This window comes from Teichococcus aerophilus (assembly GCF_014490485.1).
Taxonomy (GTDB): domain Bacteria; phylum Pseudomonadota; class Alphaproteobacteria; order Acetobacterales; family Acetobacteraceae; genus Pseudoroseomonas; species Pseudoroseomonas aerophila.
Genome location: NZ_JACTVA010000002.1, coordinates 198,353 through 221,161 on the forward strand (window position 1 = coordinate 198,353; position 22,809 = coordinate 221,161).

General features: G+C 69.1%; 20 protein-coding genes and 1 riboswitch. Of the genes, 9 read left to right on the forward strand and 11 right to left on the reverse strand.

Translation table 11 applies throughout. The features are described 5' to 3' along the window. Positions 1–97: 97 nt before the first annotated feature. Genes IBL26_RS02045 through IBL26_RS02065 form a run of 5 tightly spaced genes read right to left on the reverse strand, consistent with a single transcriptional unit; the run spans position 98 to position 6,284 of the window. Complete coding sequence (locus tag IBL26_RS02045) at positions 98–1,432, reverse strand: MmgE/PrpD family protein (RefSeq protein ID WP_187782771.1); 1,335 nt, start codon at positions 1,430–1,432, stop codon at positions 98–100. Next, positions 1,432–3,501 (reverse strand): acetate--CoA ligase family protein, encoded by a 2,070-nt coding sequence (locus tag IBL26_RS02050; protein ID WP_187782772.1) that lies wholly within the window; start codon positions 3,499–3,501, stop codon positions 1,432–1,434. Before IBL26_RS02050 ends, IBL26_RS02045 begins: the two co-directional genes overlap by 1 nt. After that, positions 3,498–4,325: an enoyl-CoA hydratase/isomerase family protein gene (locus tag IBL26_RS02055; RefSeq protein ID WP_187782773.1), complete on the reverse strand. Its 828-nt coding sequence runs from the start codon at positions 4,323–4,325 to the stop codon at positions 3,498–3,500. The genes IBL26_RS02050 and IBL26_RS02055 overlap by 4 nt, the downstream gene beginning before the upstream one ends. A 13-nt stretch (positions 4,326–4,338) precedes the next feature. Further along, positions 4,339–5,310 (reverse strand): D-2-hydroxyacid dehydrogenase family protein, encoded by a 972-nt coding sequence (locus IBL26_RS02060; protein ID WP_187782774.1) that lies wholly within the window; start codon positions 5,308–5,310, stop codon positions 4,339–4,341. Further along, the gene (locus tag IBL26_RS02065) at positions 5,307–6,284 is read right to left on the reverse strand and encodes a Bug family tripartite tricarboxylate transporter substrate binding protein (protein ID WP_187782775.1); all 978 of its coding nucleotides are present in this window, start codon (positions 6,282–6,284) and stop codon (positions 5,307–5,309) included. Before IBL26_RS02065 ends, IBL26_RS02060 begins: the two co-directional genes overlap by 4 nt. A gap of 133 nt (positions 6,285–6,417) precedes the next feature. On the opposite strand from IBL26_RS02065, the gene IBL26_RS02070 reads away from it, so the two are divergent. The 6 genes from IBL26_RS02070 (at position 6,418) to IBL26_RS02095 (ending at position 11,364) form a co-directional block, all read left to right on the forward strand. Then, on the forward strand, positions 6,418–7,293 hold the full coding sequence (locus IBL26_RS02070) for a LysR substrate-binding domain-containing protein (protein WP_187782776.1): 876 nt from the start codon (positions 6,418–6,420) through the stop codon (positions 7,291–7,293). Between the two features lie 120 nt (positions 7,294–7,413). Further along, positions 7,414–7,617, forward strand: coding sequence for a hypothetical protein (locus tag IBL26_RS02075; RefSeq protein WP_187782777.1), 204 nt, complete (start codon positions 7,414–7,416; stop codon positions 7,615–7,617). Further along, positions 7,617–9,056: an amidase gene (locus IBL26_RS02080; RefSeq protein ID WP_187782778.1), complete on the forward strand. Its 1,440-nt coding sequence runs from the start codon at positions 7,617–7,619 to the stop codon at positions 9,054–9,056. Before IBL26_RS02075 ends, IBL26_RS02080 begins: the two co-directional genes overlap by 1 nt. Before the next feature lie 170 nt (positions 9,057–9,226). Beyond that, positions 9,227–9,330, forward strand: a riboswitch (TPP riboswitch). Between the two features lie 51 nt (positions 9,331–9,381). Next, on the forward strand, positions 9,382–10,386 hold the full coding sequence (gene thiO, locus IBL26_RS02085; RefSeq protein WP_187782779.1) for a glycine oxidase ThiO: 1,005 nt from the start codon (positions 9,382–9,384) through the stop codon (positions 10,384–10,386). Continuing rightward, positions 10,383–10,580 (forward strand): sulfur carrier protein ThiS, encoded by a 198-nt coding sequence (gene thiS, locus IBL26_RS02090; protein WP_187782780.1) that lies wholly within the window; start codon positions 10,383–10,385, stop codon positions 10,578–10,580. The genes thiO and thiS overlap by 4 nt, the downstream gene beginning before the upstream one ends. Positions 10,581–10,584: 4 nt before the next feature. Beyond that, entirely contained in the window at positions 10,585–11,364 is a 780-nt protein-coding gene (locus tag IBL26_RS02095; RefSeq protein ID WP_187782781.1) for a thiazole synthase, read from the forward strand. Positions 11,365–11,422: 58 nt separating this feature from the next. Here IBL26_RS02095 and IBL26_RS02100 read toward each other — a convergent pair whose 3' ends face one another. The 3 genes from IBL26_RS02100 to IBL26_RS02110 all read right to left on the reverse strand — a co-directional run bounded on the left by IBL26_RS02100 (position 11,423) and on the right by IBL26_RS02110 (position 15,193). Further along, positions 11,423–12,346: a dihydrodipicolinate synthase family protein gene (locus IBL26_RS02100; protein ID WP_194443459.1), complete on the reverse strand. Its 924-nt coding sequence runs from the start codon at positions 12,344–12,346 to the stop codon at positions 11,423–11,425. A 20-nt stretch (positions 12,347–12,366) separates the two neighbouring features. Beyond that, complete coding sequence (locus tag IBL26_RS02105; RefSeq protein ID WP_187782782.1) at positions 12,367–14,097, reverse strand: IlvD/Edd family dehydratase; 1,731 nt, start codon at positions 14,095–14,097, stop codon at positions 12,367–12,369. 109 nt (positions 14,098–14,206) lie between these two features. Then, a complete protein-coding gene (locus IBL26_RS02110; protein ID WP_187782783.1) occupies positions 14,207–15,193 on the reverse strand; it encodes a LysR substrate-binding domain-containing protein in 987 nt (328 codons plus the stop codon). Between the two features lie 149 nt (positions 15,194–15,342). On the opposite strand from IBL26_RS02110, the gene IBL26_RS02115 reads away from it, so the two are divergent. Together IBL26_RS02115 and IBL26_RS02120 are read left to right on the forward strand one after the other, a co-directional pair. Beyond that, the gene (locus tag IBL26_RS02115; RefSeq protein ID WP_187782784.1) at positions 15,343–16,341 is read left to right on the forward strand and encodes a Bug family tripartite tricarboxylate transporter substrate binding protein; all 999 of its coding nucleotides are present in this window, start codon (positions 15,343–15,345) and stop codon (positions 16,339–16,341) included. Positions 16,342–16,413: 72 nt separating this feature from the next. Continuing rightward, the gene (locus IBL26_RS02120) at positions 16,414–16,839 is read left to right on the forward strand and encodes a CBS domain-containing protein (RefSeq protein WP_241748886.1); all 426 of its coding nucleotides are present in this window, start codon (positions 16,414–16,416) and stop codon (positions 16,837–16,839) included. Here IBL26_RS02120 and IBL26_RS02125 read toward each other — a convergent pair. Continuing rightward, positions 16,820–17,428, reverse strand: a complete 609-nt coding sequence (locus tag IBL26_RS02125) for a hypothetical protein (RefSeq protein WP_187782785.1) — start codon at positions 17,426–17,428, stop codon at positions 16,820–16,822. The two genes, IBL26_RS02120 and IBL26_RS02125, sit on opposite strands and share 20 nt — an antisense overlap. Positions 17,429–17,589: 161 nt before the next feature. Here IBL26_RS02125 and IBL26_RS02130 point away from each other — a divergent pair, with 161 nt between their 5' ends. After that, positions 17,590–19,347 carry an SLC13 family permease gene (locus IBL26_RS02130; protein WP_187782786.1) on the forward strand — a complete coding sequence of 586 codons (1,758 nt, stop codon included), beginning with the start codon at positions 17,590–17,592 and terminating at the stop codon, positions 19,345–19,347. A gap of 54 nt (positions 19,348–19,401) precedes the next feature. On the opposite strand, the gene IBL26_RS02135 is transcribed toward IBL26_RS02130, so the two are convergent. Both IBL26_RS02135 and IBL26_RS02140 read right to left on the reverse strand, forming a co-directional pair. Next, positions 19,402–19,779, reverse strand: a complete 378-nt coding sequence (locus IBL26_RS02135; RefSeq protein WP_187782787.1) for a response regulator — start codon at positions 19,777–19,779, stop codon at positions 19,402–19,404. A 1-nt stretch (position 19,780) separates the two neighbouring features. Further along, positions 19,781–22,729: a response regulator gene (locus IBL26_RS02140; protein WP_187782788.1), complete on the reverse strand. Its 2,949-nt coding sequence runs from the start codon at positions 22,727–22,729 to the stop codon at positions 19,781–19,783. Positions 22,730–22,809: the final 80 nt, after the last annotated feature.

The window sequence follows — 22,809 nt, forward strand, 5'->3', positions numbered from 1 at the left end:
CGGGCCAAGCTCGGCAATACTAGCCTAACAAGTTTATTTACATAATATATATTATGCGCACTGCGTTAGGCGGTGCTCATGGTGCGCCGCATCAGCCTCAAGCATTCTCAGGCACCTTTTGCCCGGTCAGGATACGTTCAAGCAGGAGCCCTGCCCTGTCTTTCCCGAGCACCGGAATGGCCAGTTCACGGAATTTGTCGGCGAGTTCCAGGTCAGTCAGCGGCATCTCCGGGTCGCCCTTGCGGATAGGCTGCTCATGCAGCAGCACCTGCCCGTTCCTCAGTTCCACACGCAGCCTGGCCGCGCGCCGCCGGGGATAGGCGTCTGCCAGATCGGGCGCCAGGCTGACGCTTACCTTCGGCATGAAGGCGTGCAGGATGGGGTCCTGCAAACGCTGTGGCGTGAAGGCGTCCAGCCGCACGGCACCGAGATGCAGCAGCGCCGCGATGCAGTACTGGGCGCTGAAACGCGCTTCCTGTTCCGTGCTGACCACCGGGCGGTCGCACATCTCGGCCGTGGGACGGTAACCGGCGACGTGGATGGATAGCACGTCGTCCGGCTTGAAGCCGTGCTGTTCCCGCAAGGCCAAAAGGCCATCCAGCGCCGGAAAGATGTGGCCACAGCAACCATGGTTCTTGAAGGTGATGCTGGCTATTAGGAAGGATTCGCCCAATCCGTCTCGTGCGCGATCCCACTGCCCGGTGGAATCGCTGGTGGCGGCGGCGAAGCCTGCCGGGCCGTGCAGCACATCCGGCGCGCCAGTGACGCCCGCTGCCGCGGCACGTGCGGCCAGCAGCCCGGCCTCGGCCGCGTGGCCGGCGTGCAGCGGCTTGCTCATCCCCTCACCCCGGAACGCCTGCTGCAGGCCGCCAGCGGACGTCGCGGCCAATGCGATGGCGTGGCCGATGCGGGCGGCGTCGCAACCCAGCAGCACGGCCGCAGCCACGGCGGCGCTGATGGTGCCGACCGTCGCGGTGGTGTGCCACATGCGATAGTGGCTGGGCTGCACGGCAAGCGCGATACGGCCGCCGACTTCGTAACCAGCGACCATGGCGCGCAGCAGCCGGCCCATATCGGCACCCTGCGCCTGTGCCACGGCCAGGGCGGCGGCGATGGTGGGGCTGCCGGGATGCAGGCCGGAATCGCGGTGAATGTCGTCGAACTCCACTGTGTGGCTGGCAACAGCGTTCAACAGCGCCGCGTGACGCGCCGATCCGCGCCCGCCATCGACATAGCAGACCGCCCGCCCCACGCCACGTTCGTCTGCCAAAGCAGCCGCCAGCAGAGTTGCAGGCGGCCGTTGCGCGCCCGGCAGCGTGGCGGCGAACCAATCCAGCAGCGCCCGCCGCGCATGATGTTCCAGGCCTTCTGGCCAGGGGCGCGAATGCCAGCTTGCCGCGTGGTCGGCCAGGATGAGGAGCGGGTTGCCCATTATCGCAGGACCGCCAGCCCATCCACCGCATAGGCGCCCTGCCCCGCCGGCAGCACGAAGAGCGGGTTGATCTCGGCTTCGAGCAGACGTTCGCCCGCAGCGCCGGCCATGGCAGCGAAGGCCAGCACGGTATCGACCAGCGCGGGAATATCGGCAGGCGGTGCGCCACGGAAGCCGCGCAGCAGACGGGCAGCCTTCAGTTCCTCCACCATCGCCTCGGCATCGGTGCGGGTGATCGGCAGCAGGCGCAGGGCGGTGTCCTCGAATAACTCCGCCGCCACGCCGCCGGAGCCCAGCAGGATCACCGGACCCAGCTGGGGGTCGCGGTGGAAGCCGAGGATCATCTCGACTCCGCCACGGATACGCTCCTGCACCAGGAAGCCTTCCGGTGCCGGGGCACCAGCCGCGCGCAGGCTTTGCAGCATCGCGGCGCAAGCGTCGGGTATCTGCTCCGCCGTCAGGCCGACACGGACGCCGCCCAGGTCGCTCTTATGCGCGATGGCACGGGAGAGGATCTTGAGCACCACCTCCCCGCCCATGTCGCGTGCGGCTGCTGCGGCGGCGGCGGCATCGCTGGCGGTCTGCTCGCGCGTCACCGGCACGCCGAAGCGGGCGAACAGCGCCTTGCTCTCGGCTTCGTTCAGGTTGCCCCGCGGGAACGGGGCCAGGATGCTGGTATCCGGCGGCGTCATGGCGGCGGCGGGCGGCAGGTTGCGGGGCTGCAGAGCCTTCAGCACCGTCGCGCAGCTCTCTGGCGTAGCGAAGGCCGGAATGCCCTGGGCATTCAGCAGCCGTACCAGATGCGGTGCATGTGGGCTGACATAGGCAAGGACTGGCTTCTCGCTGCGCGCCTGGCACTCGACGATGGCACCCGCCACGATATCCGGCGTGGCCAGGGCGGATGAGCCGATGACCACCACCACCGCATCATACGCATCGCCCTCCAGCAACGCGTCGATGGCGCCACGGAACAGGTCCGGCCGCAGACCGGCCAGGGTGACGTCGACGGGGTTGCGGCCGATCGCGGCGGGGTCCTCGTTCAGCAGGGTTGCCAGGCGGCCCGTCGTCGCTGCATCGGGCGGCGGCACGTCGATATCCGCCAGGCCGCAATTATCGGCCAGGAGCGTGCCGGCGCCGCCGGTGGAGGTCAGGATGGCGACGCGGTTGCCGCGCATGCGGCGGCCCGTCACCAGCGCCGCGGGAATGTCCAGCAGGTCGGTAAAGCTCTCCGCGCGGATCACGCCGCATTGGCGGAACAGCGCGTCGTAGACACGGTCGGCACCGGCCAACGCGCCGGTATGGGACGTCGCGGCGCGCGCACCGGAATCCGAGCGCCCGACCTTGTAGACGACGATGGGCTTGCCGAGTTCGGCGGCACGGCGCGCCGCACGCTGGAACACATCCGGCCGCCGCAGCCCTTCCATGTAGACGGCGATGACGTCGGTGGCCTCCTCCTCCACCAGGTGTTCGATCATGTCGCTACTGTCGAGATCGGCCTCGTTGCCGGTGGAGACCAACTTGGCAAAGCCGATGCCACGGTCGGCCGCGCGTGACAGCAGAGAGCCGAGGATGCCGCCGCTCTGCGACACCACGGAGATCCGCCCGGCCGGCAGGTCACCGACCTCCAACGCACCGGTCGCGGATAGCATCATGCCATCCGTCAGATTGACGAGGCCGATCGTGTTGGGGCCAAGCAGGCGCATCGTGCCGGCAGCGTCTTTCAGGGCCTGCTGGCGGCGGGCGCCTTCCTCATTCGCCTCGCCATAGCCGCTGGCCAGGACGATGGCGGCCTGGCAGCCACGCGCGGCGAGGTCCCGCACCGCGGCTTCCGCCCGCTCCGGGCCCAGCAGCACGATGGCGGCGTCCGGTGCACCGGGCAGCGCGGCGATATCCGGGTAGCAGCGCAGCCCGGCAATGGTCTCGGCCCGAGGGTTCACCGGCCAGATGTCGCCGGTGAAGCCGTATTTCTGCAGGTAGCCGACCGGGCGCCCGGTCATCTTCGAAGCATCGGCCGAGGCGCCGATGATGGCGACGCTGCGGGGGCGCAGCAATGCCCCGATGGCGCTCATGCCGCCGTTCCCTTCTTCGCGGCGCGGCGTTGCGCGACGCCTTCCAGGAAGGCGGCGACCGACTCCTGATGCTCGCGCGAGCTGTAGCAGATGGCCTGTGCCTGGCTGCCCATGCCGAAGACCTGCTCGGCCGTCAGCTCGAACGTCTGATTCAGGATGCTCTTGCCGAGGGCCAGGGCCGCTGGCGCGCCGTGCGAAAGTTGCGTGGCCCAGGCGCGTGCTTCGTCCAGCAACGTCACCGCGCTGGCCACCCTGTCGATCATGCCGAGGCGCAAAGCTTCCTCCGGTTCCACGGTGCGGCCGGAGAAGATGAGCTCCTTGGCGCGCGATAGGCCGACGCGACGCGGCAGGAAGTACATGCCGCCACCATCGGGGATCAGCCCGCGCAGGATGTAGCTCATGGCAAACCGCGCCGTATCCGCCGCCATCACGAAGTCGCAGCACAGCGCGACATCGCAGCCCAGGCCAGTGGCCGCGCCGTTAACGGCGGCGATGGTGGGCTTCGGCAGGTCGTGGAGCATGGCGATGGCGTGGTGCGTCCGCTGCTGCCGCCGCCAGCCATTGAGCGCGACCTCGCCGGGGGGGACGGACAGCCGTGCCTGCATCGACTTGACGTCGCCACCCGCGCAGAAGCCCTGGCCGGCGCCGGTAATGACGAGGGCCCGGATGGCATCGTCGCGCGACACACGGTCCAGCGCCACCATCAGCTCGGCGCGCATGTCGTCGTCGATCGCGTTGCGGGCGGCCGGGCGGTTCAGCGTCAGTACCGCGACGGGGCCGGTGGTATCCAGCAGGATGGAAGGTTCAGCGGAAGTGGCGGTCATATGCTCAGCCTTTTCAGTCTCGCGCGGCGGCGTTGAGTGGCCGCGGCAGCGTGGTTCCGGCGTTCCAGGCGCGCAGGGCTTCCACCGCGCCTTCGAAGTAGAGACGGAAATTCTGTTGCGTGACGTAGCCGAGATGCGGCGTCAGAATCGTATTGGGGGCAGTGCGGATCGGGTCATCCGGCGCCATCGGCTCCGGCTCATGCGTATCGATGGCGGCACCGCCGAGCTGGCCGCTCTCCAGCGCCGCGATCAGGGCGGATTGCTCCACCAGCGGGCCACGGGCGGTGTTCACCAGCAACGCACCGGGCCGCATCGCCCCAAGTTCCGCCGCGCCGACAATGCCGCGCGTAGCGGGACCGAGGCCGAGATGCAGCGTCACGACGTCCGACCGGCGGAACAGCGCCTCCTTGGAGGCCAGGGTGGCGCCGGCGGCTTCGGCCTTCTCCGCCGTCATGTTGGGGCTCCAGGCCAGCAACGTCATGCCGAAGGCCTGGCCGATGGCTGCCACGCCGGCACCAATGCGTCCCAGCCCGGCCACGCCGAGGGTAGCGCCAGCCAAGCCCAGCCCCGCGCCCTGCTGCCAGCCCCCCTGCCGCAGCAGTTGTTCCTGCTGCGGAATGCGGCGGGCCAGGGCCAGGATGAGGCCCCAGGTCAGCTCCACCGTAGGCGATGGCTCGGACGACGTGCCGCAGACGGCAATGCCGTGGTCGTCGCAAGCCGCCAGGTCCAGCACCCGGTTCCGCATGCCTGTGGTGACCACAAGCTTCAGGCCGGGCAGCGCTGCCAGCAGATCAGCTGTGAGGGCCGTCCGCTCGCGGATCAGCACCACCGCATCGGCGTCGCGCAGCCGCTCGTGCAAGGCGGTATCTTGCAGGTGGTCCTGCATGATCTCGACCGGCAGGCCCGACCAATCGGCGGCGTGCCGTGCCGCATCGCCGAAATCGTCCAGCAGGACGATGCGGCGCAGCGCCGGGCGCGGGCTCATTCGGCGCGGATGTTGGCGCGGGTGACGACTTCCTGCCAGCGCTTGCGGTCCTGCTCGATGAAGCGGCCGTAATCGGCGGGGGTGGGGCTGGGCTCGATCTCGACGCCCTCCTCCTGCAGCCGCTGCTTCACCGCGGCATCGGCCAGGGTGGCGTTCAGCGCCGCATGCAAGGCGGTCACCCGGTCGGCGGGCGTGCCGGTCGGCGCCAGCAGGCCATACCAGGTGGAGGACAGGACATTGGGGAAGCCCTGCTCCACCGTCGTCGGCACCTCCGGCAGGAAATCCAGCCGCCTGGGGGCGGCAACGGCCACGGCGCGCAGCCCGCCGGCGGCGATATGCGGGCGCAGTGGCGCCGCCGCGTTGGTGAGGATCTGCACCCTTCCCGCCAGAACGTCGGTAATCGCCGGCCCGGTGCCGCGATAGGGGATGTGCTCCATCTCCGCGCCGAACTCCAACGACAGCAGGGCGCCCAGCACATGGCCGGTGGTGCCGACGCCGGGGCTGGCATAGGCAAGCGGCGGCCGGGCACGCCGCGCGAGGTCGCGCAACTCGCCCATCGTCTTCGCCTCCACCTGCGGATTGACGGTGATGACGTTGGGCGCGTTGCCGACGAAGCCGATCGGCGCGAAGTCCTTGATGATGTCGTAGGGAACGCGCGGCTGCACCAGGCTGCTGATGAGGAAGCTGCCGCTGCCGCCGAGCAGGATGGTGTAGCCATCCTTCGGGGACTGGGCCACGGCCTCGTTGCCCAGCACGCCGCCGGCACCACCGCGGTTCTCCACCACGAAGGTCTGGCCGAGACGCGTGGCCATACCATCGGTGATGACGCGGCCGACGATGTCGTTGCTGCCACCCGCGGCGAAGGGAATGATCAACCGGATGGGGCGGTCGGGGAAGCGGGTGGCCTGCGCCAGGGCCGGGCGGCTGAGCGCCAGGGCGGGCGCCAGTAGCAGGGCGTTGCGGCGGTTGATCATGGCAGACATCCTCCAGGACATTGCTTCCCCGTCGGTCGCGGGGTTTGAGCCGGCCGAGCATGGGCGGTGCCCGGGCGGGCTGAGAAGTCCTAGATTGCGTTGCTCTACCCCAACCTGATGTTATGCTGGCGGGATGCGCCACACACTGCCACCGCTGGACAGCCTGTGGGTTTTCCACATCGTCGCCCAGACGGGCAGCCTGACGGCGGCGGCCTCGACGCTCGGCGTGACCCAGCCGGCCGTCAGCAAGCGGTTGAAGGACCTGGAAGCCACCCTGGGCTGTGCCCTGGTGCGGCGCGGTGCCAATGCGCTGAGCCTGACGGCGCTGGGCCACCGCTTCGCCGCCGAGATCGGGCAAGGCTTCGCGCAGTTGCAGGCGGCGACACAGAACCTGCAGGCGCAGGACCCGCCGCTGCGCATCCGTGCCTACACGACCTGGGCCATGCGCTGGCTGATCCCGCGCCTCGCCAGCTTCAGAGACCTGCATCCCGGCATCGATGTCGAAGTCAGCACCTCGACGGCCATGGTGGACCTGGCGCGGGAGGGTGTGGATGCCGCGATCAGCACGGCGCGCGGCGACCGCCCACCCTCCCCTGGCGCACAGCGCCTGCAGGCGGTGGCGGTGGCCCCCTTCGCCGCAGCGGCGGTGGCGGTGGCCTGGGGCGATGGCTCGGGTGCCGGCGGGCGGCTGCTGGGCAGCAAAGTACGGGCACGGGACTGGCCCCGATGGCTGCACGCGAACGGCCTGAACATACCGGCGCCACCCTTGCTGTTCGAGAGTACGACGCTGGCCATCCAGGCGGCGCTGGAAGGCTTGGGAACCGTCATCTGCACGCCGGGCTTCGTCCAGGACGAGGTGCGCGAGGGAAGGTTGGTAGGCCTGCCGGGACGCACGCTGGTGACGGGGGACCACTACTGGCTGATTTTGCCCTCAGGCCGCAGGTCGGCGCCCCTGCGGATTTTCTCCGACTGGCTGGTGCAGCAATCCGCTGCGGAGACGGATACCTGAGCGGGATGCGGCTTCTACCGCGTCGCAGAGACGAAATCGGCACCGCCACGCGACAAGCCGGCTTGAGGCCACGCCGCTTCTTGGCCAGGCTTCCCCCTAGGCGATTCCATGGGGGCGAGCATGACGGGTGATCCGAAGGATCTGGCGGTCGAGACAGCGCAGGGCTGGTTCGGCGTGGCGCCGCCGAACGATGCGGCGCTGGAGTTCGCGGCGGACCTGCGGCAGACCGTCGAAGCATTCGAGGCGCTGCGCGGCCGCCTGCGGTTCGAGGACGAACCAGTGGATTTCGAGGCAGCCCTCCTGGCCTACCGGGAAGCCGAGTGATGGACGCAACCCTCACCAGCCGGGGCACCGACCTCGCAACCCTGTCCCTGGTCGAGGCCGCGGCGGCCGTCGCGGATGGCAGCGTGACCTCGCTAGCACTGACAGAGGCATGCCTGGACCGTATCGCGCGGCACGACCTCGGGCTGAACACCGTCATCTGGACCGAGGCCGAGACCGCGCTGGAAGCGGCGCGCAAGGCCGACCGCGCCCGGGCGGCTGGAGAGGCGCTGGGGCCGCTGCACGGCGTGCCGATGGCGCATAAGGACATGTACTACCAGGCCGGGCGCCTGAGCACCTGCGGCTCCGCCATCCGCGCCGATTTCCGCCCGGATTACACCGCGACAGTCATCGAGCGGTTGGAGGCCGCCGGCGCCATCACCTTCGCCGGGCTCAACATGGCGGAGTTCGCGCAGAACCCCACGGGGCATAACCGCCATTTCGGCGATTGCCTGAATCCGTGGAATGGCGACTTCATCACCGGGGGCTCTTCCTCCGGCTCCGGCGCGGCGGTCGCGGCGCGCTTCACCTTCATGGCGCTTGGCTCCGACACGGGCGGTTCCATCCGGCTGCCGGCCTCCTGCTGCGGCGTTACCGGCCTGAAGCCGACGCAGGGACGGGTCAGCCGCTATGGGGCGATGCCCCTCTCCTTCTCCTGCGACAATGTCGGCCCCTTGACCCGCAGCGCGCGGGATTGTGCCCGGGTAATGCGCGTGATGGCGGGGCCAGACCCGAGGGACCGTACAGCGGCCCAGGTGCCGGTGCCGGATTACGAGGCGAAGCTGGACGGGGACCTGCGTGGTACGCGTATCGGCATACCCGACACCTGGTTCATGGAAGACGTCGACGAACCGATCATGGCCGCTACGGAGGCCGCCCTGGCCGTGTTGCAGGCGCGTGGCGCCACGCTGGTGCGGCTGACGCTGCCGATGATCGAGGATATCGCCGCCTACTCGGCGATCCTGGGGCGGTGCGAGGCTGCCGCCATCCACGCACAGTGGATGCGCGAGCGACCGCAGGACTATGCCATCCATCTCTCCGCCAGGCTCTTCCCGCCCCTCGGTATCCCGGCGCCGTATTACATCGAGGCGCAGAGCCGGCGGGGGCCGATCCTGCGCGCCTTCGCCAAGGAGGTGTTCGGGGCGGTGGACCTGCTGGCTACCCCGACCATCCCAATGCGAATCCCCACTCGGCTGGAGACGGATATCGACGCCGGCACGCCCGGCGCGGTGGAGCGCTTCATGGGGGTTTCCCGCAACACCCGGCTTCTGAACTACCTGGGCCTGCCGGCCATCAGCGTGCCATGCGGCTTCGATGACCGGGGTCTGCCCGTGGGCCTGCAACTGATAGGCCGCCCCTTCGGCGAGGGCCGTGTGCTGCACGCCGCCGACGCCCTGCAATGCGACACGGATTGGCATGAGAGGATGCCCGACCTGGCCTGAGCCGGCCAAGCCGCCGCATACGCGCTGGCGCCAAAGGTTCAACCGCAGCTTGTCCGCTCAGCGAGCGCTGCGAGACCAGGGCATCAGGGCATCAGGGCCCTGAACATGCCGTTGCGTAACAGGGCCAGCGGCCCAGCTTGGCGTGCCAGCGAATCTGCTCTAGCGTCATGGTGTTATTCCTGGGGTGCCCGCTGGACGGGCTGAGACGGCTCCGCCGAACCCATTGAACCTGATCCGGGTCATGCCGGCGGAGGGATGGAAACACAGCGCAATCCGCTGCCTTCCCCATTGGCGTGGCCCCATGGCGGAGGAGCTTGCCTTGCCGATGCAATGGCTGCCTGAGCATGCGCCACGCGTGCTGGTCATCGGTGCCGGTGTATCCGGCCTGGTGACGGCAACGGTGCTGGCCGGGCGCGGTGCCAAGGTCTCGCTGATCCACCGACCTGAGACACGCACCCGCGCATCGCATTTCGCGGGCGGTATGCTTGCCCCATGGTGCGAAGCGGCCGATGCACCGCCCCGGCTTGCGCAGGACGCGGCTAGCGCCATCGATTGGTGGAGCGGGCACTTTGCCGGCACGCAGCGTCATGGCAGCCTCGTTGTCGCGCCAAGGCGTGACCGGGAGGAACTGGCCCGCTTCGCCAGACGGACGTCCCATCATACGGCGCTGGACGCGGCTGCCATCGCCGCGCTGGAGCCGGACTTGGAAGGGCGCTTCGACCAGGGCCTCCACTTTGCGGAGGAAGCCCATCTGGACCCGCGCAAAGCCCTGGAGGCGCTGTCGGAGGGACTGCGCCAGCAGGGTGTCTCCCTGCGGGACTGTGATGCCGACGAAGCACGCTTCGGGGACTATGACCGCGTCGTCGATTGCCGCGGCCACGCCGCGGCGCAGGACTGGCGAGACCTGCGCGGCGTGCGCGGCGAGATGCTGCTGCTGCGCTGCCCGGACATCTCGCTGAGTCGGCCGGTGCGGCTGCTGCATCCGCGCATCCCGCTCTACATCGTGCCGCGCGGCAACCATTGCTTCATGGTCGGCGCGACGATGATCGAGAGCAGCGACCGCCGTGCCATCACGGCAAGGTCGACCATGGATCTGTTGAACGCGGCCTATACGCTGCACCCAGCCTTTGCCGAGGCGGAGATCCTGGAAGCGGGCGCCAATATCCGCCCTGCCTTGCCGGACAACATGCCCGCGCTCAAGGACGAAGGACAGGTGCTGCGCCTGAACGGCATGTACCGCCACGGCTTCCTTTTGGCGCCGCATCTCGCCAACCAGGCAGCGGATATCTTGCTGCATCGTCACACGCATCACCGGGAGGTCAGCGCATGATCATCGTCGTCAACGGGAAGGAATGCACGATCAGCGCGACAACGCTGGCCGGCATGCTGGTGGAGCTGGGCCTGGCGGAGACCCGGATCGCGACCGCGCATGGCGGTGCCTTCGTCCCCCGCGCGGCCCGCGAGAGCTGCGTGTTGCGGGAGGGCGACAAGGTCGAAATCCTGGCGCCGATGCAAGGAGGCTGAAACGATGCATGTCTACGGCACCGAACTTCGTTCCCGTCTGCTGCTGGGCACGGCGCAGTATCCCTCCCCCGCCGTCATGGTCGAGGCGATTCAGGCCTCGGCCACCGAGGTCGTGACCGTCTCGCTCCGCCGCGAAGGCGCCGGCGGGGAGCAAGGCATGGCCGGGCAGCGATTTTGGGACGTGCTGCGTCCGCTCAACCTGCGCGTGCTGCCGAATACCGCCGGCTGCCATTCGGTGAAGGAGGCGGTGCTGACGGCGCATATGGCGCGCGAGGTGTTCGATACGCGCTGGATCAAGCTGGAAGTGATCGGCGAGCACGATACGCTGCAACCGGATGTCTTCGGCCTGGTCGAGGCCGCGCGCATCCTGATCGCGGACGGCTTCCAGGTGTTCCCCTATACCACTGAGGACCTTGTCGTCGCCGGGCGCCTGCTGGATGCGGGGTGCGAGGTGCTGATGCCGTGGGGCTCGCCGATCGGGTCCGGGCGCGGGCTGAATAACGTGTACGGGCTTCGCACGCTCCGCGCGCATTTCCCGGAGGTCCCGCTGGTGGTGGATGCGGGGATCGGCCTGCCATCGCATGCCGCGCAGGCCATGGAGCTGGGCTACGACGCCGTGCTGCTCAACACCGCCGTCGCCGGGGCTGGCGATCCGCCACGGATGGCGAAGGCCATGGCGCAAGCAGTGGAGGCCGGGCGGGCCGCCTTCCTGGCCGACCCGGTCCGGGCACGGGACATGGCGGCGCCTTCCACCCCCGTGCTGGGCATGCCGGTCTTCAGCTGAGAGGCCGCGGCGTTCCGGGCAGCGGCGTCACTGCCCGGACACGGGGTCGTTGCGCCCCCTACTTGCCCCAGCGCAGCACAAGCGGGTCCAGCCGCCGCGCCGCATCCAGCAGCCCGGCCCGCACCACCGGGTGCATGGGCGCGACAGGATGCCGGGGCGCGTCGCAGGTGATGACACCGCCTTCCAGCATCAATGCCTTGGCCGCCAGCAGGCCGCACTGGCGGTTCTCGTAATTGATCAGCGGTAGCCAGCGCGTATAGCCTTCCACCGCCTGCTCCCGCCGTCCGGCCAGGAAATCCATGATGATGGGACGCAGGCCGTCCATATAGGCGCCGCCCGTCATGCTGCCGGTGGCGCCAGCATCCAGGTCGGCCAGCAGGGTGATGGCTTCCTCGCCATCCCATGGACCTTCCACCGCGTCGCCGCCCAGCGAGATCAGCTCGCGCAGCTTGCTGGCGGCGCCAGCGGTCTCGATCTTGAAATAGGCGACGTGCTCGATCTCCTTCGCCATGCGCGCCAGGAACGTCGCGCTCAGCGGCGTACCGGCGACCGGGGCATCCTGGATCATGATCGGGATATCGATGGCATCGGATACGGCGCGGAAGAAGTCGTAGACCGCGGCCTCGCCCACGCGAATGGTTGCGCCATGGTAGGGCGGCATGATCATGACCATGGCCGCGCCCAAATCCTGCGCCCGCCGGCTGCGCTCGGCACAGATGCGGGAACTGAAATGCGTGGTGGTGACGATGACCGGCACCCGGCCCGCCACATGCTCCAGGATCACCCGGGTCAGGACTTCGCGTTCTTCATCCGACAGTACGAACTGCTCGGAGAAATTCGCCAGGATGCAAAGGCCGTCGGAGCCCGCATCGATCATGAAGTCGATGCAGCGCTTCTGGCTGGCCAGATCCAGCGCCCCGGATTCATCGAAGGTGGTGGGAACGACAGGAAAGATGCCGCTGTAGCGAGGTTTGATGGGCATGGCGGTGTCCTTCTTGCTTCTCAGTGATTATCGCGCGGCACGGGGGATCCGCTCTTGCCGACCAGAAAGTCGAAATCGGCACCTTCATCGGCCTGCAGCACGTGGTCCACGTAGAGGCGCGTGTAGCCGCGGTCCATATGCTCCGGCGGCGGGCTCCAGGCGGCGCGGCGGGCGGCGAGGTCCGCATCCTCCACATGCAGGTGCAGGGTGCCGGCCTTGACGTCGAGGGTAATCAGGTCGCCATTCTGCACCAGTGCCAGCGGCCCGCCGGCGGCGGCTTCCGGCGCCACGTGCAGCACGACGGTGCCATAGGCGGTGCCGGACATGCGTGCGTCCGAGATCCGCACCATGTCCCTTACCCCCTGGCGCAGCAGCTTCTGCGGCAGCGGCATGTTGCCGACTTCCGCCATGCCGGGATAACCCTTCGGCCCACAGTTTTTCAGCACCATGATGCAGTCGGCGTCGATATCCAGCGCCTCGTCATCCACGGCATGGTGCAGGTCTTCGATATTCTCGAACACCACGGCGCGGCCGGTATGCTGCATCAGGTGCGGCGATGCGGCGGATGGCTTGATGACGGCACCGTTGGGCGCCAGGTTGCCGCGCAGGATGGCGATGCCGGCATCCGGCTTGAACGGCTCCTGCGGCGTGGTGATCACCTCCCGGTTCCAGCAGCGCGCGTCCTTGACGTTGTCCCAGATCGTCTGGCCGTTCACCGTCAGCGCGTCCTTGTGCAGCAGCCCCTGCTCGGCCAGGTCCCGCAGCACCACCGGCAGGCCGCCGGCATAGTAGAAATCCTCCATCAGGAACTGGCCTGACGGCATCAGGTTCACCTGGCAATGCACGCCACGGCCGAGGCGGTCGAAATCGTCCAGCGTCAGGTCGACGCCGATCCGCCGCGCGATGGCGATGAGGTGCACGACGGCGTTGGTGGAGCCACCGATGGCCGCCAGGGTGCGGATGGCGTTTTCGAAGGCTTCCCGCGTCAGGATCTTCGTCGGCGTCAGGTCCTCATGGACCATGTCGACGATGCGCCGGCCGGCCATGCGGGCCAGCTCGTTCCGCCGGGCGTCCACGGCCGGGATGGCGGCGTTGGTCGGCAGACCGATACCCAGCGCCTCGACCATCGAGGCCATGGAGGAGGCGGTGCCCATGGTCATGCAGGACCCATGGCTGCGGTTCATGCCCGCTTCCGCCTCATGGAACTCCTTCAGCGTGATCTCGCCGGCGCGGAGTTGCTCGCTCATGGAGATGATGTTGGTGCCGGAGCCGATGATCTGACCCTGGTACACGCCGCGCAGCTGCGGGCCGCCGGAGACGCCGATCGCCGGCAGGTCGGCGCTGGCGGCGCCCATCAGCAGCGCCGGGGTGGTCTTGTCGCAGCCCATCAGCAGCACGACGCCATCCAGCGGATGGGCGCGGATGCCTTCCTCGACATCCATGGCGGCCAGGTTGCGGAACAGCATCGCCGTCGGCCGCATCGTCACCTCGCCCAGCGAGGAGACGGGGAATTCCAGCGGGAAGCCGCCGGCCTCCAGCACGCCGTAGCGCACATGCTCGGCAATGGTGCGGAAATGCGAGTTGCAGGGGTTCAGCTCGGACCAGGTGTTGCAGATGCCGATGACCGGGCGGCCATCGAACTGGTCCTGCGGAAAGCCGCGGTTCTTCAGGAAGGACCGGTAGTAGAAGCCCATCTTGTCCTGCCGGCCGAACCAGGCCTGGCTGCGCAGCGGCTTGTCGCCTTTCTTCATGGCGGCGTCCCTTCCCCATGTTGGTGGCCGGCAACAGGCCGGCAGACCGCCAGCTAGCCACGCATTCTCATACCGTTCCAGTCCCAAGATAGCGGCCAGACATGGCCGTTCAGGTATGTCCTGCCGCTGGACCACCGGGAAACAGCAGCGGCTCCAGCACGTCCTGCAGCCTTTGCGCCGCCGGGGAAAGCGGCCGTTCCCGCAGCCGGATCAGTCCATAAGGGGCCACCGACAAGGCGGCCTCGCCCCGCAGCGGCGGCAAGCGGCGGAACTGGCCCTGGGCTTCCAGCATGGCCGCCGCCGGTTCGCTGACCACGCAGATGGCGTCGCCCCGCCCCAACAAGGTCAGGTTCAGCAGGATGGAGGCGGTGTCGACGATCCGCACCGGCATGGGCAGGCCCTGGCGGGCGAACAGCATGTCCACAGCATGGCGCAGCAGGCTACCGGGGGGTTCCAGCAGCCAAGTGAAGGGCAGCAACGCTTCCAGCCCGATCTCCGGCGCCCCCAGCAGCGGATGGCCGGCACGGACCAGCAGGCAAAGGGCTTCCTCACCGACCTCGCGATATTCCAGGGCGGAGACCTGCACGCCCGGCGGCACGCGGGCCAGCACGAGGTCCAGCCTGCCTTTGAAAAGGCGGTCGATCAGCTGGGCGCTGGTCTCCACCTCCACCGTGATCCGCAGGCCCGGATGCGTCTCCTGCAAGCTTTCTACCGCCTGCGCCACGCATTCCACCGCCGGCGCGGTGACGGCGCCGATGGCCACGGCGCCGCCGGAGCCGGAGCGCAGGCCGTTCAGCTCGGTGGCGGCCTGGCGCAGTTCCAACAGCACGACGCTGGCGTGGCGCAGCAGCAGCAGGCCGATCTCATTGGGCTCGACCCCGCGTGGACGCCGCTCGAACACCGGAGCGCCCACCATCCGCTCCAGCTCCGCCAGCAGGCGGGAAGCTGCTGGCTGGGTCAGCCCCAGGCTTTGCGCCGCGCGGTTCAGGTTCCGCAGCTCGCCCAACGCAGAGAGCAGCTGCAGGTGGCGTAGTTTGAGGCGGGAGCGGACGAACCAGTCGGCCGTCAGCGGGCGGGGCGCGAGTCGTTTGGGCATGGAGACATGCATACCAAAATCGTCATGAACGCGGCGCAATATTAGTCTGGACGGTCATGCCAGTGCACATCTAACCATACGCCCAAGGCCTGAGGCCGCCGCCCTGCCGGCGCCCAGCCAGAACGATAAAGTTCAAGAAAGACCGAGGAATGACCAAGGACGACCTCCCCCGCCCGACCCGGCGCGCCCTGCTGGGCGGCAGCCTCGCCCTGGGCCTGGCGGCGCCGCATCTGGCCCTGGCCCAATCCTGGCCCGCCCGCCCTGTCACGTTGATCGTTGGCTTCCCGCCGGGCGGGCAGACGGATTTCGCCGCGCGTGTCATTCAGCAGGGCATGTCCGCCGCGCTCGGTCAGCCAGTGGTGATCGATAACCGTGGCGGCGCCGGCGGCAATATCGGGACCGAGGCGGTGCTGCGGGCGCGGCCGGACGGCTATACGCTGCTGGCGGCCAACTCCAGCTCCATGGCCATCAACCCGCACACCTTCCCCGGCATGACCATCGATCCGTTGGAACTGACCTCGGTCGGCCTGGCGTTGCAGAGCTCGCTTGTGCTGTGCCTGCATCCGTCCGTGCCTGCCAGGACGGTGCAGGAATTCGCCACCTGGATCCGCGCCCAGCCGGGCGGCATGGACTATGGCACCGCGGCCGCCGGCAGCATGTCCCACTGCGCGATGGAGCTGTTCCGCACCCGCATCGGCAACCCGCCGATGGAGATGATCCCCTATCGCGGCAGTGGCCCGGCGATGCAAGACTTCATCGCCGGCCGCTTCAGCGCATTGTTCGACGCGGCTTCGGTGGTCGCGCCCTTCGTCAAGTCCGGCCAGGTGCGTGGCCTGCTGGTCACCGGCCAGCAGCGTGCGCCCGCTTTCCCGGACATCCCGACGGCGGCGGAGCTGGGGGTGCAGGACTTCAACATCACCAGCTGGATTGGCCTTTCCGCACCCAAGGGCACGCCGCCAGAGATCGTCCAGCGCCTCAACGCCGCGCTGAACACGGCGCTGGCCGATGCGAATGTGCGCGAGCGCATCACCGGCCAGGGTGATGAGCCGGGCGGCGGCTCGGCCCAGGAATTCGACGCCCGCGTGAAGCGGGACCATGCCCGCTGGGGCGAAGTGGCCCGCGCGGCGAATATCCGCGCGGACGGCTGAACCCGGCCCTGCATCCCGGCCGCCGCTGCGCCGTTACCGCAGCGCGCGGCTGGCGCGGCACGGGGGAGCAGGATGGACGTTGCGGATGTCATGAGCGCGGAGGTGGAATTCATCGCCGCCGATGCCACGGTGCAGCAGGCCGCCGAGCTGATGGGCGAGCTGGATGTCGGCGGCTTGCCTGTCGGCACGCCAGCCGACCTGCGCGGCGTGGTGACCGATCGGGACCTGCTGTACCGCGTAATCGCCGCCGGACGGGACCCCGCGGCCATGCGGGTACGGGACGCGATGACGACCCCCGCGATTGGCTGCCGCGCGTCCGATGACCTTCGTGTCGCGATGGACCTGATGACGGCACAGAACTTCCGCCGCCTGCCGGTGCAGGACGCGCAAGGCAAGGTTGTCGGCTGGGTGACATTGGCGGATATCGCCCGGCGATTGCTGGTGGATGAGCCTGCGGTGCAGCAGGCGCTAAGGGGCGTTACCGAGCCGCCCGGCTGAGCCGGCGGCCACCGCGCCGCCTGAGGTCCGAGATGACGTCCAGGGGCAAGCCGAGGGCAGCGGCCAGGTAATCGAGCCACGCCTGACCCACCCGCCCGGGCGCCGCAGCCAGCAAGGCGGCTGTATAGGCGTGGGGGCCCAGTTCGGCCTGCCGGATGTCCAGCAGCAATCCAGGCAAAGGCGATACAGCCTCGGCCAGTGCCGCCTTCTCTGCGTCCCCGCCGCCGACCGAGGCCAGGGCGGCATCGGGAAGCGCGGCGCCGGTCATCGCTGCCGTCGCGGCCATCCAGCGTGCCAGCAATAGGCGTTGCGGCGGTGGCATGTTGCGCAAGTTGAGGGCGAGCGGAAACAGGGTCTGGTGGCGGTTCTGCAGCCAGCCATGCAGCAGCTTGCTGGCCACCTGTTGCTGCAATACGCGCTGCGAGGGTGCCGGCCGCACCCGCCGCGGCGGTATCTGCGGCGCGATGGCGGGCGCCTCCGGTCCAGTCGGCGTTGCGCCAAGCCCGAGGGCCTGACGTTCCATCAGCTCGCTGCGGCCATCCTGCACCAAGCCGAAAATCTGCAGCAATCGACGTGGCATCACGGTCACGGTGCGGGAATTCCCTGCGTGGGCGGCTGGTTCGGGCTCACGGGCGGCAACTCGCAGCCACCCCGCCGGGTTGCGCCGGCACGCTTCCGCAGGATCTCCCACATGACAGGACCAAACCCTCACGGCGCGCCGCGCGATGCGCTGGCAGCAGGGTGGATTCCATGACGCTCGACCAGGGTCTGGCCTTCGGCATCCTGGGCGGCACGGTGGCGCTCTTCCTCTGGGGCCGCATCGCCTATGAGCTGGTGGCCCTGCTGGCGCTGCTGGCCGGGGTGCTGGTGGGCGTCATTCCGCTGGACCGGGCCTTCACCGGCTTCGCCGACGACGTGGTGGTGATCGTCGCGGCGGCGCTGCTGGTCAGCGCCGCGGTGGCGCGCTCCGGTGCGGTGGAGACGTTGATGCGCCCGGTGCTGCCCTATCTCGGCACGGTGGCAACCCAGGTACCGGCGCTGGCGGGGGCGGTGCTGGTGACGTCCATCTTCACCAAGAATATCGGCGCGCTGGCCATCTTCATGCCAGTGGCGATGCAGCTGGCCCGGCGCACCGGCACCAGCCCCTCGGCCCTTCTGATGCCGATGGCCTTCGCCTCCCTGATCGGCGGTTTGATCACACTGACTGGTACCTCACCCAACATCATCGTCGCCCGGGTGCGGGCGGAGGTGACGGGGCAGCCCTTCGGCATGTTCGACTATACGCCGGTCGGCCTGGGCATCGCGCTGGCCGGCATGGCATTTCTTGCCTTCGGCTGGCGGCTTTTGCCGCGCGGCCGGCGCGCACCCGCCAGCAGTGCGCCGGCGGTGGAGCAATATACCGTGGAAGCCACGGTGCCGGATGGATCGCCCCTGGTCGGCAGCACTGTGGCGGAGTTGCTGGCGATGGATGCGGGCCGCATCGGCGTTGCCGTCATCATCCGCGAGCGGTTCCGCCGCTTCGTCCCCAACCCCGAGGGCACGATCCGGGCCGGCGACGTGCTGCTGCTGGAGGGTGACCCGGAGGATGTGGAACGCATCGTCGCCCGCGCCGGTCTGCAGCTTCCCGCCGGCCAGGAGGGCGAGGATGCCAGCGTCGTCGAAGGCGTCGTCACCGCGGAATCGCCGCTGGCGGGGGAAACGGCGGAGCATGCGCGGCTGCAGGACAGGTTCGGTGTCGGCCTGCTGGCGGTCAGCCGCAGCGGCCAGCGCATCAGCCGGCGCCTCGGTGGGTTGCGGCTGCGCGCCGGGGATGTGCTGATCCTGCGCGGCAATGCCGATGCCATCGCCGACGCCATCGGCACCCTGCGCGTGCTGCCATTGACCGAGCGCAGCATCACCCTGGGCCGCAGCCGCCGGAGCTGGCTGCCGGTGCTGATCCTGCTGGGCGCCATGCTGCTGGTGGCATTGCACGTGCTGCCCGTGGCCATCGCGTTCTTCGGGGCCGCCGTCCTGCTGCTGCTGTTGCGCAGCCTGGACCACAACGAAGCCTATGGCGCCATCGAGTGGCCGGTGCTGATCCTGTTGGGGGCGCTGATCCCGGTGAGCGAGGCGGTGCGCACCACCGGTGGAACCGACCTGATCGCCGCCTGGCTGGAGGGCACCGTGCGGGTGCTGCCGCCGTTGGGGGCGCTGGGGCTGATCATGGTCATGGCCATGGCGGTGACGCCGTTCCTGAACAACGCGGCGACGGTGCTGATGCTGGGGCCCATCGCCGCCAGCCTGGCCACCCGGCTGGGCCTCAGCCCGGATGCCTTCCTGATGGCCGTGGCCGTGGGCGCGGCCTGCGACTTCCTGACGCCCATCGGGCACCAGTGCAACACGCTGGTGATGGGCCCCGGCGGCTACCGCTTCGGCGACTACGCCCGGCTTGGCGCGCCGCTGACGCTGATCGTGCTGGTGGTGGGCGTGCCGCTGATCGCGCTGGTCTGGCCACTGGCGGGGCGCTGAGAACACGGCACCGGCCGCACGGGCTGCGGCCGGTGCCAGTGCGGGGTGGGGGGCTCAGCCCTCCTCCCCCCGCAGCAGGGCCGTATCGATCTGGCCGAGAAGGCGGGAGAAGTCGACCGGCTTCGGATGGTAGTCGTCGCAGCCAGCCTCGATCACCTTGTTCCGGTCGCCGGACATGGCGTGCGCCGTCAGGGCGATGATGGGGATGCGGGCGGTGTCCTCGGCCTGCCGTAGAGTACGGGCGGCGGTCCAGCCATCCATCACCGGCAGGTTCATGTCGAGCAGGATGATGTCGGGCTGCTCGGCCCGGGCCATGTCCACGCCCTGCTGGCCATCATGCGCCAGCACGACGTCGAACCCCCTGCGCTTCAGGCGGCGTGACAGGAAATCCCACAATTCCTCATGGTCTTCGACCAGCAGGATCTTCGTCATGTCAGTGGCCCTTCTTCCGTGCCGACGCGATGCGGCGCAATTCGCTGGTCAGTTCTTCGGGAATCCCGTCCTCGGCCGGCATGACGCCGTGGACCTTGCCGCGTAACGTCTCTAGCCCCGCTTCGGTCATGGCATCGGCGGTCAGGGCGATGATCGGCAGGTTCACCCACTCGGGTCGGGCGCGGAGCTCGCGGATCAACGCCAGGCCTTCCCCACCATCGCCACCTTGTACCTCGACCAGCAGCATGTCGGGCGCCGGCGGCGCCGCCATGCGGGCCAACGCGGCACGGCGCTCGGCCACGTCCTCCACCGCCCAGCCTTCCTGCCGCAGCAGGTCCCGCAAGGCAGCGCGCTGGCTTTCGTCCTGCTCCACCACCAGGGCCAGGCCGGGGGAAGGCTGGGCCCGGTAGCGGTCCAGCACCCGCTTCAGATGGCTCCACTCCACCGGCTTGTTCAGGTAGTCGGCGGCGCCGAGCGAGAAGGCCAGGCCGCGTTCCTGCACCACCGTCACCATCACCACGGGCGTATCGGCCAGCTCCGGCTCGGCCTTGATGGCGGCGAGCACGCCCCAGCCATCCAGCCGCGGCATCATGACGTCCAGCAGGATGGCGTCCGGGCGCAGCTCGCGTGCCATGGCCAGGCCCGTCTGGCCATCCGGCGCGGCGCGGACGGTGAAGCCTTCCCGCGTCAGGAAGCGCATCAGCAGGTCGCGCGTCGCCGCATCGTCGTCGATCACCAGCACCAGCCCGGCGTGGCGTTCGGCCGGCGCCGGGTCCAGCGTGGATTCGGCGGCCAGCACGGCGGGGTCGTCCGATTCAGCACGGGCCTGGCGGAGATCGGCAGGCAGGCGAAGTGTGAAGGAAGTGCCCTGCCCGACCTCGCTCTCCACATCGATCTTGCCGCCCAGCATGGTGCAGAAAGCTTTGGTGATGGACAGGCCGAGCCCGGTGCCGCCGAAGCGCCGCGTGGTCGTCGCATCGGCCTGGCTGAAGCGCTGGAACAGGCGCTCCAGCTGCTCCGCCGTCATGCCAATTCCGGTATCGGAGACCCGCAGTGCGACCCAGCCCGGACGTTCCGCATCCGGCGCGGCGGAGAGCGTGATGCGGCCACCTTCGGTGAACTTAGCGGCGTTGCCCAGCAGGTTGAACAGGCACTGGCGGATCTTGACCGGGTCCGAATAGGCCAGCGGCAGGTCCTCGGCGATAGAGACCTCCAGCGCATTGCCTTTCTTCGCCACCAGGGCGCCGACCGTCTCCGCCACCTCGGCCACCAGGGGCGCCAGGGTGAAGTCCTCCGGCTGCACCTCCATCTTGCCGGCCTCGATCTTCGAGAGATCAAGGACGTCGTTGATGAGGGAGAGCAGGTGGCGGGCGTTGCTCTTGATCTTGCCGAGGTCCTCGCGAAAGCTTTCCGCGTCCTGCAGGTCCTCGGCCTCCTCCTCCAGCATCTCGGAATAGCCGATGACGGCGGAGAGCGGCGTCCGCAGCTCATGGCTCATGTTGGCGATGAACTGACTCTTCGCCATGTTCGCATCCTCGGCCGCTGCCTTGGCGGCTTCCAGCGCCTCTTCCGCCTCCCGCATATCGGTGATGTCGGTGTTGGTGCCGAACCAGCCGATCAGCCGTCCCTCGGGAGCTTCCGCATCCGGCAGGTCGCGCATCGGCAGCGCGCGGGAGAGGAACCAGCGGTAGCGCCCATCGGCGCCGCGCAGGGGGAAGGTATCCTCCCACGCCTCGCCGGCTGCGATGGCGGCGCGGAAATGCTGGGTGACGCGTTCCAGATGGTCCGGGTGGTGCACCTGCTGCCAGCCGGAGCCCTTCATGGCTTCCGGCGTACCGCCCGTGTAGTCGTACCAGCGGCGGTTGTACCACTGGATCTCGCCCTCGGCGTCGGTCATCCAGGCCAGCTGGGGCACGGAATCCACCGTCATGCGCAGCCTCGCCTCGCTGCGCCGCAGCCGGGCCTCGACGCGCTGCCGGGCGGTCACGTCGATCGCGGCGATGCCAACGCCCTCGGCGGAGTTGCCCAGGGGGAACAGGCTCATCTGCAAGTGCCGGGCGGTGCGGCCGGGTGCGGGGGGGACTTCCACGGCCACGTCCGCCTGCGCGCGCCCGGTGCGCAATACCTCCGCCAGGCGGGGTTCCAACTGGCTCCGCACCTCTTCCGGCCAGACGCCGCCGGCCAGCACCCTCTCCCCCAGCATGGCCAGGCTGTTATTGGCGTGGCCCAGCCGCAACCGCCGGTCGAGGAAGCCGAGGCCGACCGGGGCATGGAGCATCACGCCATCCAGCAGCGCGGTCGCACGCTTCTCCGCCCGGCGCCGCGCCAAGGCGTACAGGCCCAGGGCGATGCCCGAGGCCAGCAGCGCCGCCAGTGTCAGGAAGCTGAGCCAGGTGGCGCGCCGGGCTTCGGCGACGGCGCGGCGCGCGGCGATCGCGCGTGTCTCGGCCTGGATGGAGGCGACCTCGCGCCGCAGCGTGTCCATCAACGCCTTGCCCTGGCCGGTCTCAATGGCGCGGGAGGCAGCGGGCAGGCCCTCGGCGCGGCCGATGCCGATGACGCGTGCGGCCCAGGCGAGTTTGTCCGCCACCATCGGGCGCAGCCGGCCGACAGGCAGGCCATCCTGCTCCAGTTCAGGCAACAGGCTGTCCACAGCCCGGCGCGCTTCCTCATAGGGGGCAAGGTAAGTGTCGTCCCCTGTCAGCACGAAGCCGCGCTGCGACGTCTCCACATCCTTCATGGCGGAGAGAAGCGCCTCGGCCTCCAGCACATGGGCATGGGCCAGCGCATTCGCTTCCTGCGCCGAGCGCGACAGCCGCCACTGCACGCCCGCGGCGCCGATGGCGACTGCGGCGAGGAGCGCGGCGGTGATCAGGACAGGGCGGGCGCGCTGCGGCAGCACACGGTCCGCCGCGCGGTTCAGGAAAGGCGGGGCAGCAATGCTGGGCAAGGCAGCGATTCCAGGAATGGTGGCGGATAACGCGGCAAGCGGCCCTGGGTTGAACATCGGCACCGAACCTTCGCCCTGGC